Here is a 12534-nt window from a genome sequence, read left to right on the forward strand (position 1 = left end):
AAAACAAAGCATTAGGTGGATTATCTATAGGGCCTGGAATATTCAACATAAATGAACCGATAATATTTGGTTTCCCAATGGTTATGAACCCATTAATGTTCTTACCATTCGTATTAGCACCAACAATTTCAGCAGTAGTAGCATATTTTGCTATGAGAATAGGATTAGTTCCACTATTTACAGGTGTAACTGTTCCTTGGACTACACCACCAGTAATCGGAGGATTAATAATGGGTGGATGGAGAATGGCTTTACTTCAAGTAGTATGTATAACTATATCTGTATTAGTATACTTCCCATTCTTCAAGAAAGTGGATGCTATGAACCTTAAGAGTGAACAAGAAGCTCAAGCTTAATATAGAATTTAATAAAAATAACAATAAAGACTTTAATTAAAGTCTTTATTGTTATTTAAGGAAATATATTTGATTTTCAGAAATAGATAATTTATGGAGTCAAGGTTGTGGTATATTTTTAGTGTATGAATTAGAGTTACTAAGGAGAGTAGTATTAGATGAATAAAAAAATTAATAGGATCATTATGGTAGCTATAGCTATGATTATAACTGCAATGGGAGCAAGCTTAGGGATAAAGATAGCAATAGGGGTAGGTGCATGGGATGCATTAAGCCAAAGTATATCAATGGTATTAGGGGTAAAAGTAGGAACTTTTTCTATGATTCTTAATATTAGTTGTGTTTTAGTACAAATCTTTATTTTAAAAGATGTATTTAGATTTAATCACTTGGCTCAGATAGGTGTTTCAATATTATTAGGAACTGTTGTTAATTTTATGATATACAAAGTTTTAGCAGAAATTGTGATTGATAATTATTTTATAAGTATAAGTTTGTTTGTTTTATCAGTAGTAATGTGTGCTTTAGGTATAGCTATGATTACTGCAATTAATCTTATTAGTTTTCCACTAGAATCATGTTGTATGGTTTTAGCAAAAAAGATTAATAAAAACTTTGGTTCCATAAGACAAGGTGTAGATATAATAGCAATTGTAATATCTTTAATAATTACATTTATCTTCAAAAATTCTATGACGGTAAGAGAAGGTACTGTAATAGCAATGTTGATTTTTGGACCTATGTTAGATATTTTTGTGAAGCTTATGAGTCCAAGCTTAAGAAAATTATCTTTAATTAGAGAATAGTGTTTAGTTTCATGTTATTCTCTTTGTTATTAAACTATACTAATTTTCAAAATTAGAAAAATAATTGACAAATTAGTTTAAGAATTTTATAATTAGTTAGAAGTCTAACAATTAGAGGTAAAGTAGTGGATAAAGAAATCTACATAGGGAAAAAGATTAATATCTTATCACATGGAGTTCATAGAAAAATAGCTAAAGAAGCATCTAAATATGGTTTGACTGGGGTTCAAGCACGGATACTTGGATTCTTGAATCGTGAAACAAAGATAAGATCAATATTCCAAAAGGATATAGAAGAAGAATTGGATACTAGACGCTCTTCTGTAACTAGTGTTCTTCAACTTATGGAGAAAAATGGGTATATAGAAAGAGTAAGTGTATGTGAGGACGCAAGACTTAAGAAGATAATCCTTACAGATAAAGGAACTGAAATTCAAGACAAGGTTTATAGTTACATACTTGAATTTGAAAAATCATTAAGAGATGAATTGAGTAATGAAGAATTAGAAATACTAACTGAATTAATAGATAGATTAATTAAAAAAATTGCTGATTAGGCAATTTTTTTTAAATGATTAGTTAGAAGTCTAACAAAGATGAGGAGGTATGTTATGGTAAAAAAAATAGCAAATTATATTGGAGAGTTTAAAAAAGATACAATTATGACTCCAATATATATAGGATTAGAAGTGGCAATGGAGGTTATGATTCCCTTCCTAATGGCTTGGATAATTGATAATGGGGTAGGGAAAGGTGACGTGAAGTATGTAACAATGGTAGGGATTGGAATGCTTATAGCATCATTTTTATCACTTACATTTGGAATTATTGCTGGTAAGACTGGAGCCAGTGCGTCATCTGGTTTTGCAAGAAACTTAAGAAAAGGAATGTTTTATAATATACAGGACTTTTCTTTCTCAAATATAGATAAATACTCAACTGCAGGGCTTATCACTAGATTAACTACTGATGTTACAAATGTGCAAAATGCATTTCAAATGATAATAAGAATGTTTGCAAGAGCTCCTCTTATGTTGGTATCGGCTATGCTAATGTGTTTTTATATTAATTGGAAACTAGCACTTATATTTTTAGGAGCAATAGTTTTTCTATCTATAGTGTTGTATGCTATCATCATGAAAGCGCATCCAAACTTCGTAAAAGTATTTAAAAGATATGATGATTTAAATGCTAGTGTTCAAGAAAATTTAACAGGAATTCGTGCTGTTAAGGCGTATGTAAGAGAAGATCATGAAATAGATAAGTTCTATAAAGAATCAAAAACTCTTTATGATTACTTTATGAGAGCAGAAAAGCTAGTTATTCTTAATGGACCTATTATGCAGTTTACTGTTTATACTTGTATATTACTTTTGTCTTGGCTTGGAGCTAAAATGATAGTTTCAAACACTATGACAACAGGTGAATTAATGAGTTTATTCACCTATACTGCAAATATAATGATGAGTCTTATGATGATGTCTTTTGTATTTGTTATGGTTATTATAGCTAGACCATCTGCTGAAAGAATTGTAGAAGTTTTAGATGAAAAAAGTGATTTAACTAATGGAGAAAATCCAATATATGAAGTTAAAGATGGATCTATAGAATTTAAGGGTGCTAGTTTTTATTATAAAACTAATAAAAATAACTTAGTACTAGACAATATAAGCCTAAAGATAAACTCTGGAGAAACAGTAGGAATTATAGGTGGAACAGGAAGTTCTAAATCTAGTTTAGTTCAACTTATACCAAGACTATATGATGTTACAGATGGTTCAGTAGAAGTTGGTGGAGTTGATGTTAGAAAATATGATATAGAAACACTTAGAAATGAAGTATCCATGGTGCTTCAAAAAAATGTACTGTTTTCAGGAACCATAAAGGAAAACTTAAGATGGGGAAATAAAAACGCAACAGATGAAGAAATAATAGAGGCATGTAAACAGGCTCAAGCATCTGAGTTTATAGAAAGTTTTACAGATAAATATGATACTTTCATAGAGCAGGGTGGAACTAATGTATCTGGTGGGCAAAGACAGAGACTTTGTATAGCAAGAGCATTACTTAAAAAACCTAAAATATTAATTTTAGATGATTCAACTAGTGCGGTTGATACTAAAACAGATGCTCTTATAAGAAAAGCCTTTATAGAAACAATACCTAATACAACAAAGATCATTATTGCACAACGTATTTCTTCAGTTCAAGATGCTGACAAGATTATAGTATTAAATGATGGGCTTATAGATGGATTTGGAACTCATGAAGAATTATTAGAAAGAAATAATATATACAAAGAGGTTTATGAATCACAAGTTAAAGGAGCTGATAAAGATGAATAAAGACAAGAATTTTAAAGGTAATGTAAGCTCTTTAAAAACATTAAAAAGATTAATAAACTATGTAGTTAAAGAATATAAGTTTCTTTTTTTCATTGTTACTATAGCTATAATAATAAGTTCTATAGCTAATGTTATAGGTACAATGTTCCTTAGAAGCTTAATTGATGATTATATAGCCCCTCTTATGAATAAATCAAATATAGATTTTGCACCACTACTTAAAGTAGTATTAACTATGGCTGTTATTTATTATGTAGGAGTTTTGTGTACTTATATATACAACCGTATAATGATTGTAATTTCTCAAGGATCTTTAAAGAGAATAAGAGATGATATGTTTTCACATATGGAAAAGCTACCTATAAGTTTTTTTGACAGAAACTCTCATGGAGATTTAATGAGTTTATATACTAATGATACAGATACTTTAAGGCAGATGATAAGTCAAGGGATTCCACAGCTTCTAGCAGCTATAATAACAGCTGTAAGCATATTTTTTTCTATGATATTTTTAAGTATCCCTCTTACAATTGTTCAGATAATAGCTATAGCTACTATGTCATATGTCACTAAATTAATTGGTGGGAAAAGTAGAAAGTACTTTGGATTTCAACAAAAGGATTTAGGTAAAGTAAATGGTTATATAGAAGAAATGATGGAAGGTCAAAAGGTAGTAAAGGTCTTTGGTTATGAGCAAGAAGCCAAGGCTAACTTTGACAAAATAAATGATGCTTTACGTGATAGTGCTAATAATGCAAATAAGTTTGCAAATATATTAATGCCTATAATAGGTAATATAGGGTATATAACTTATGTTGTAATGGCTATCTTAGGAGCAACTTTAGCAATAAACTCTTTTGCAGGCTTTACTATTGGAGGACTAGCAGCTTTCCTTCAACTAACAAGAGCATTTAGTCAAACAACAGGACAGATGTCACAACAGTTTAACTTTGTAGTTATGGCTTTAGCAGGAGCTGAACGTATATTTGATTTTATAGATGAAAAACATGAAGAAGATGAGGGGTATGTAACGCTTGTTAATGTTAATGAAGATGAGCAAGGAACATTAACTGAAACTAATAAGCGAACTGGTATATGGGCATGGAAACATCCTCATGAAGATGGATCAGTTACCTATACTAAGCTTTTAGGAGAAGTAGTATTTGATGACGTTGATTTTGGGTATACAGATGAAAAATTAATATTAAAAAATATAAATCTCTATGCAAAACCTGGTCAAAAAATAGCCTTTGTTGGAGCTACAGGTGCTGGTAAAACTACTATAACCAATTTAATTAATAGATTCTATGATATTCAAGATGGAAAAATAAGATACGACCATATAAATATCAATAAGATAAAAAAAGATGACTTAAGAAGATCCCTTGGTATGGTACTTCAAGATCCTCATTTATTTACAGGAACTATAGCGGATAATATTAGATATGGTAAGTTAGACGCTACAAATGATGAAGTAATAGCAGCTGCAAAACTTGCAAATGCAGATACTTTCATAAGACATTTACCACAAGGTTATGATACATTTATTACTGGTGATGGAGGAAGTCTATCTCAAGGACAGAGACAACTATTAACAATAGCAAGAGCTGCAATTGCAGATCCACCAGTATTAATACTAGATGAAGCTACTTCAAGTATAGATACAAGAACAGAGAAAATCGTACAAGAAGGAATGGATAAACTTATGAGAGGCAGAACTGTATTTGTAATTGCACACAGACTTTCTACAGTTAAGAATTCAGATGTTATTATGGTTTTAGACCAAGGAAAGATAATTGAAAGAGGAAGTCATGATGACTTAATTAACCAAAAAGGAAGATATTATCAGCTTTATACAGGAGCTTTTGAACTTTCTTAAAATTATATATATTATATTAAATAGCTGATATTAGGAGCTTGAGGCCCTTAGTATCAGCTATTTTTATTATGAAAATTAAATTATTTTATAATGACTATAAAGCCTAAACACTCAAGAATAATATTCAAACACTAGGGAAAAAGTCACAAACACTACATTGATTTATTAAATAGAAAGTTGATTAATGGCTGTTTTAGTGTTTTGGTATGATATTTGCTGGATTATATTAACAGATATAAGTAAAGTTAATGAAAGGTCTAACGAAATATTAAATGTAAATAATTGTAAGCAAAATCTAAATTTAAGGTCAAAGGGGGAAGGATAATGATATTTGAGAAAACAAGTGATATTCCAATTAGTATTACCAGCTATGGAGTAACTAAATCTCAATACTACTTCAATAAAGAATTGAAGCTAATCTTTATATTAAAGGGGAAGATTAATGTCACAACAAACAGCAATTTATATAATCTTTCAGAAGGAACTGTATTTCTACTCAATAATGAAAGCCTATGTTTATTAGAGCCTTTAGAAGAAAACGTTATTATTACATTAAATATAGATAGTAACTACTTTAACAATTATTATAAAGATTTTTCTGAAATTAGATTTTACTTAAATACTAAAGAAGATAAGAGTTTTTGGAGAATGCTTTTAAAGATAATAGAATCATTTATAAAAAAGGAAAAGTCCTATGCTTTAGAGATTAAAAAGAGGGTTTTAGATTTGATTTTAGTTTTTACAACTAAATATATAGATGAAAAGGAATATATAAAATCAAATTCCCAGATAGAAGATAAAAGAATAGAAAAATTGATTAATTTTATTAATATTCACTATAAAGAAAAATTAACTTTAAATGATTTGGCTGAGGAAGTGAACTTAAACCCTCAATATCTATCTAGATATTTTTCTAAACATATGGGGTTAACTTTAAATGACTTCATTTCTAATGTGAGATTAAAAGAATCACTAAAGGATTTGAAAAGTGAAAAAAATAAGATAACCTATGTTGCTTTAGAAAATGGGTTTCCTAATCTTAAATCCTATTTTAAGGTGTTTAAAGAAAAATACAATACCACGCCGTCAATTTATAGAAAAAATATCCACAATACTAATCCAATTAAAATTAATAATCCCAAAAGTAATATTAATTTAGAAGATATAGAAATTATAGATTTAATTAAAAGATATTGTTCAAATGAAGATAAGGAAAATATAGTCAATGAAAAATATAGTATTAATTGTGAGAAGACTATAGGGGATATAAAAGATTCATGGAATAAAATCATTTGTTTTGGAAGAGCTTCAGAGGGGTTAAGAGCTGAATGGAGGCAGCAGCTTAGAGCTATCCAAGAAGAAATCCCATTTAAATATATAAGATTTCATGGAATCTTTAGTGATGACATGATGATATATAATGAGAATTCCAATGGAGAAGTAGAACTCAATTTCAGTTATATAGATGAACTTATAGATTTTTTATTAGAAGTTAAGTTAAAGCCATTTATTGAATTAAGTTATATGCCTGAAAGCCTTGCTAGTGAAAAAAAGTATATGTTTAATTGGAAAGCAAATATAAGTTACCCAAAAAGCTTAGATAAGTGGGAGAGTCTTGTTAGAAATTTTACAAAACATTTAATAAATAGATATGGAATTGATGAGGTTACTTCTTGGTATTTTGAAATTTGGGATAACTTTACCATTGAAAAGAGTGTGAGCAAAAAAACATTGGAGTTTTTTAAAAGAACTTATTCAGCTGTAAAAAAGGTTAATTCAAAGTTAAAAGTTGGAGGAATAAATAATTTCATCGAGATTTTGATAAACACAGATATTCTAAAAATGTATAATGACTTCTTTCTTAAAGAAAATATAGAACTTGATTTTATATCGCTAAAGATTTATTCAATTAAACCTAAAAACAATACTGATTTAGTTACCATTTTTAAGAATTCTGGAATAGATTCGGATGGGAAATTAATTCTCCAAGACTCCGCTAATGAATGTGTATATGCTGAAGAAATGTATATAAGTGAAAACCTAGATAAACTTATGAAAGTATTAGATAACTTCCCAGCTTTGAAAAAACAAATATTTATTACTGAGTGGAATCTTAATGCCGACCCTAGAGATTTAGTTCATGATACTTGTTTTAAAGCTTCTTATTTAGTTAAAAACGTTGTTGAGAATTTCAATAAAGTTGATGGAATGGGATATTGGACATTTACTGATATTTTTGAGGAAGTAAAAACTAGTTATGATACTTTTCATGGGGGGCTTGGGTTTGTTACTAGCAACGGACTTAAAAAACCTATATATAATTCTTATAAACTATTAAAGAAACTTGGATCTCAAATAATAGAAAAAGGCGAGGACTTTATAGTAACTAAAAATTCTAAAGGGGTTATTCAAATACTAGCCTATAACTACTGTCATTTTAAAAATGAAGATATTAAATACAACGAAAAGGAAGTTTTAAGTGATAGGTATAGTATATTTAAAGAAAAAATAAGAAATATAAAAATCACCTTATTAGGTGTTAATGGAAATATAACTAAAAAAATATATAGAATAAATCAAGAAAATGGTTCTGTTTATGATGAGTGGATTAAAATAGGATGGCAAAAAAATATATATCAAGAAGAACTTGATTATCTTAAACAGAAATCAATATATGGATATAAAAGAGAATATGTTTTTTGTGAAAACGATTTAGAAATCTATGAAAATATGCAACCTCACGAGGTTATGCTAATAGAGGTAGTTAGGGAATAAAAAAATTATATACCCTTTTTTGACTTGGTTAGAAAAGGTGAAAAAGAAGTAACAGAAAGGAATGTAGTAAAAGAGGATTAAAAAAATAAATAAACATACGTTTATTGGAAAGAAATTCTATTGGGTGAAAGATATAATTTTAATAGATTGAGGTAAAGTAGGTGCTATGAATTTAATGAAATTAGAAGATGGAAATAAGAGCAAAAAGAGGAAATGGACAAGATTAGCATTACTTATTATTAGTCTCTCTGCCTTAATATATTCAGCAGTTTCCCTATTAGCTATTTTTAATGAATATAAAAAGGGTAAGAAGGAATATGAAAGTCTTCAGAAATATGTTAATAGAGACTCTAAGATTTCAGAAAGTGAGGATAAAGAAGTTTTATCAGTAGATTTTGGGAGTTTGAAAAAGCTTAATGAAGATATTGTTGGATGGATTTCTTTTAAGGACACAGAAGTTAATTATCCAATTGTTAAAGGAGCAGACAATAGTTATTACTTGAATCATACTTTTAATAAAACAGAAAATGATTCAGGAAGTATTTTTATGGATCTTGAAAACGATTCAAGTTTTAAAGATAAAAATACAATCCTATATGGTCATAACATGAAAAATGGTTCGATGTTTAGCATTTTAAACAAATATATGGATAAAGATTTCTACGAAAGTACTCCATATTTTTGGCTATATACAGAAAATGAAATATATAAATGCGAGATATTTTCTGCTTATAAAACAAGCGCAAATAACAGTAAAAGTTATATTAAAAAGTTCTCTACAGACCAAGAATATGAAGATTTCTCAAAAGAAATAAAGAACAGTTCTTTATATGATACTGGAATAACTGTAAATAAAGATGACATAGTTTTAACCTTGTCTACATGCACAAATAATGATAAAGACAGCCGCTTTGTAGTAAGTAGCAAAATGGTAAAACAATAATTTCTATTAATTAAGTGAAACTTTATAACCATTAATATATAGGTTTTAAGTTTAAAAGGTTCTATATAAGGAACTTTTAAAATGGGAGGGGGATAAAAATGATTAAAAGATTCCGCAAATACGGAAAAAGCTTTATGGCACTTATGTTATCAACATCTATGATACTTTCTTCTGGAGTAACAGTATTGGCAGCTGATGGAAAGTCAACTTCTTACAGTACTATTAGTGAAGTTCATGATTGGGGTATTGCAATCCCAAGAGTAGTAGTTGACTTAGGCAAGACAGTTAATAAAAATTCAATATCAAAGGATACATTTAAAGTACACGTAAAGAGAACTGAAAAAGGTAAAGATACGGTTTTATCAGAAGGGGATCGTAACATCACTAAGATTTACGTATCCGACAAGGATGGTAATGCTCAAGAAAGTGGAAATTATGTAGTTATTGAAATGGAAATAGGACCAACTTTAGATATTGCATCACCAATTCAGTTCAGTATGAAAACTTTCTTGAATGAGTGGATCGATTCTCACTATACAATCACTCAAGTACAAGATATAACTACTCCTACAGAAACAATTTCTGGATTAGTTATTGATACTTTTTCAGGAGATACAAAAAAGCTTGTTGATGATTTTACTGTAGGAAGTGGAACTTATGATAATATAAATTTAAAATATGCAAGCTATGCACCTGAAACAACTGGTGAAAAGAAACCTTTAATTATATGGTTACATGGTATGGGTGAAGGTGGAACAGATGGACTTCTTCCAATATCAGCAAATAAAGCTGCTAATTTTGCATCAGAAGATATACAATCATATTTTGATGGAGCTTATGTATTAGCACCTCAAACACCAACAATGTGGATGCAAGGACCAAATGGTGAGTTTGGAGGCAAAGATTCAAAATATACAAAAGCCTTAATGGGATTAATAGAAGACTATGTTTCTAAAAATAGTAATATAGATAAAAATAGAATTTACATCGGAGGAGATTCTAACGGTGGATATATGACTATGGTTATGGCTAGAGAGTATACAGATTACTTTGCTGCTGCATTTCCAACATGTGAAGCATTGGCTGATTCTTTAATCACAGATTCAGATATTCAGAAAATGAAAGATCTTCCAATGTGGTTTATTGCATCTAAAGATGATACAACAGTTGATGTAAATAACTATGTAGTTCCAACACATAAGAGATTAAAAGATGCTGGAGCTAAAAATCTTCATTTATCATTATATGATAGTGTAGTTGACCAAACAGGTTTATATAAAAATTCAGATGGTACACCATTTAAATATAATGGACATTGGTCATGGATATATGTTTATAATAATGATCCAAAAGAAGTTATAAATGGAAAAGAGACAACCATTATGGAATGGTTAGCATCTCAAAACAAATCTGATTTTACTACCTATAATACTATTACAGAAATCGAAGATTGGGGTCCAGCAACTACAAAAGTTGTAATTGACTTAGGACAAACAGTTAAAGAAGGTTCTGTTAATACTGATAGTTTTTCAGCATTTGTTTCTAGAAGTGACAAAAGATTAGCTACACCATTAATACAAGAAGGTTATAGAAAGATAACAAAAGCTTATGTTTCTGATGCAAAAGGTAATGCAGCTACAACAGGAAACTATGCAACTCTAGAAATGGAAATAGGACCAAGTATAACTTTAGGTTCACCATTTAACTATGTTCCTGCTTCAGGCGGTAATGCATGGATTGACACTAAATATACAATTACTCAAGAAAAGAATATTGTATCTGATAACACTACAATATCACGTCTTGTAGCTAATGAGATTAAAGATCAAATAAAAGTAGGCGTAGATGATTTTGATGTTTCAAAAGCAACTTATGATAACGTAACTTTATCATATGCAAGTTATGCTCCTGCAAAAGATAATGAAAAAAATCCATTAGTTATTTGGCTTCATGGTGGTGGAGAAGGTGGTTCAGATGCAACTGTACCTATATCAGGAAATAAAGCAGTAAACTTCTCTTCAAAAGAAATACAAGATTATTTTGGTGGAGCATATGTTTTAACACCTCAAGCACCAACTAGATGGATGCAAACTGAGTCTGGAAAACTTGATGGAACTTCAATTTATACAAAAGCCCTTATGTCATTAATAAAAGATTACGTTTCTAAAAATGATGACATAGATGCTAATAAAATATATATTGGAGGATGTTCTAATGGCGGATATATGACAATGGTTATGATTCGTGATTATCCAGGATATTTTGCAGCTGCATTCCCAGTATGCGAAGGCTTAAACGATAGTTTAATATCAGATTCTGATTTAGAAAAAATGAAAGAAACTCCAATATGGTTTGTTGCAGCTTCAACAGATACAGTATTGCCACCAGCAATAAACACTGTACCAACTTATGAAAGATTAATAAAAGCTGGCGCAAAAAATGTTTATCTAACACTATTTGATAAAGTAATAGATACAACAGGATTGTATAAAAATGCAGATGGTACTCCATATGAATACAATGGACATTGGTCATGGATATATGTATTTAATAATGAAGTTAGTCAAGTAATAAATGGAAAACAAACAAGCATTATGGAATGGATGGCTGCTCAAAGCCTAAAAAAAGTTGAAACTCCAGTTGAAGAACCAACAGAAGAGCAACCAACCCAAAATACTACTAACACAGATGTAAAAACATCACCTAAAACTGGTGATACAGCACCAATAGCTCCACTATTAGTAATAATGACATTATCTATAGCTGGAATATATATTTCTGTAAGAAAAAAATCAGCTTAAAAACATTTCCACCTAAAATTTAATTTTAGGTGGATTTTTTTACTGGAAGGGTTAGTATATTTACAAAATATGTTATTATTATAGGTGATGATAATTTTAATTTATAATAGGGAGAAATTATGTGGCAAGAAATATTTATATTTGTAAGTAATTTAATTATTCCAATAATGATGTTGTTCTTCGGAATAACATTTAAAAATCAGGGACCTAAAAAAATAAACGGTTTTTATGGTTATAGAACCTCAATGTCAATGAAAAACAAGGAGACTTGGAATTTTGCACATAGATATTGTGGGAAGTTATGGACAAAATTAGGGCTTATAACATTATTTTTATCAATAATTATTAGCTTAATTATCTTAAATTTTGATGAGGAAATTCAAGGTATTGTTGTTGCAATAATAGTAACTGCTCAAACTATTCTTTTGATTGCATCTATTTTTCCTGTTGAGAAGGAATTAAAAAAGAATTTTGATAAGGATGGAAATAGAAGGATTAAGTAATTAATACTTTAGGAGTGTTTTGTTTATGAAAATAAAAGTCCCAATTAAAGGGACTTTTTTTAATTAAAACAATAAATAACTATAATCTAAATAGTTGATTTAATAGCTTTATATATACTTTTGATA

General features: G+C 29.2%; 9 protein-coding genes. All 9 read left to right on the plus strand.

What is annotated here, in order from left to right; genetic code table 11:
* Positions 1-356 (plus strand): PTS transporter subunit EIIC (locus BUA92_RS18995; RefSeq protein WP_139259386.1); only part of this gene is annotated, 356 nt, incomplete at its 5' end.
* 158 nt (positions 357-514) lie between these two features.
* Positions 515-1162, plus strand: coding sequence for a YczE/YyaS/YitT family protein (locus BUA92_RS19000; protein ID WP_073022247.1), 648 nt, complete (start codon positions 515-517; stop codon positions 1160-1162).
* A gap of 125 nt (positions 1163-1287) precedes the next feature.
* Entirely contained in the window at positions 1288-1719 is a 432-nt protein-coding gene (locus BUA92_RS19005) for a MarR family winged helix-turn-helix transcriptional regulator (protein WP_073022248.1), read from the plus strand.
* 54 nt (positions 1720-1773) lie between these two features.
* The gene (locus BUA92_RS19010; RefSeq protein WP_073022249.1) at positions 1774-3507 is read left to right on the plus strand and encodes an ABC transporter ATP-binding protein; all 1734 of its coding nucleotides are present in this window, start codon (positions 1774-1776) and stop codon (positions 3505-3507) included.
* Entirely contained in the window at positions 3500-5386 is a 1887-nt protein-coding gene (locus tag BUA92_RS19015) for an ABC transporter ATP-binding protein (protein WP_073022250.1), read from the plus strand. The genes BUA92_RS19010 and BUA92_RS19015 overlap by 8 nt, the downstream gene beginning before the upstream one ends.
* 324 nt (positions 5387-5710) lie before the next feature.
* Entirely contained in the window at positions 5711-8161 is a 2451-nt protein-coding gene (locus BUA92_RS19020) for a GH39 family glycosyl hydrolase (RefSeq protein WP_073022251.1), read from the plus strand.
* A gap of 166 nt (positions 8162-8327) precedes the next feature.
* Positions 8328-9104: a class B sortase gene (srtB, locus tag BUA92_RS19025; RefSeq protein WP_083553598.1), complete on the plus strand. Its 777-nt coding sequence runs from the start codon at positions 8328-8330 to the stop codon at positions 9102-9104.
* Between the two features lie 98 nt (positions 9105-9202).
* A complete protein-coding gene (locus BUA92_RS23410; protein WP_073022253.1) occupies positions 9203-11905 on the plus strand; it encodes a prolyl oligopeptidase family serine peptidase in 2703 nt (900 codons plus the stop codon).
* 119 nt (positions 11906-12024) lie between these two features.
* On the plus strand, positions 12025-12408 hold the full coding sequence (locus BUA92_RS19035) for an SdpI family protein (protein WP_073022254.1): 384 nt from the start codon (positions 12025-12027) through the stop codon (positions 12406-12408).
* Positions 12409-12534: the final 126 nt, after the last annotated feature.

Source organism: Clostridium intestinale DSM 6191, assembly GCF_900130055.1.
Classification (GTDB): Bacteria; Bacillota; Clostridia; order Clostridiales; family Clostridiaceae; genus Clostridium_T; species Clostridium_T intestinale.